Source organism: Variovorax sp. Root473, from assembly GCF_001426505.1.
In the GTDB taxonomy this organism is placed as follows: Bacteria; Pseudomonadota; Gammaproteobacteria; order Burkholderiales; family Burkholderiaceae_C; genus Variovorax.
Genome location: NZ_LMEV01000014.1, coordinates 1,508 through 1,751, shown reverse-complemented (window position 1 = coordinate 1,751; position 244 = coordinate 1,508). Strand labels below are relative to the sequence as shown.

Below are 244 nucleotides of genomic sequence, written 5' to 3'. Positions count from 1 at the left end.
GATCTGCTGGCGCTGCGACAGCGCCTCGATCAGCGGCAGCGTTTCCTTGGTGCGGCCCCAGTTGGCGGGGCCGGCGCACTTGTGGTGCGAAATGACCAGCGGCACGCCCGCGCTGAACGCCGAGTCGCCGGCCTCGTGCATCGCTTCGATGATCTGCTGCATCTCGCTGCGCAGGTGCGTCGCATAGACGCCGCCGTGGCGTGCCACGACGCGCGCGAGCGCGGTGACTTCCTCGGCCGGTGCA

1 pseudogene is annotated in these 244 nt (G+C 70.1%); it reads right to left on the bottom strand.

Features of this window, described 5'->3' with window-relative positions:
* Positions 1-244: pseudogene (locus tag ASD34_RS28120) on the bottom strand (D-aminoacylase); the annotation flags it as partial.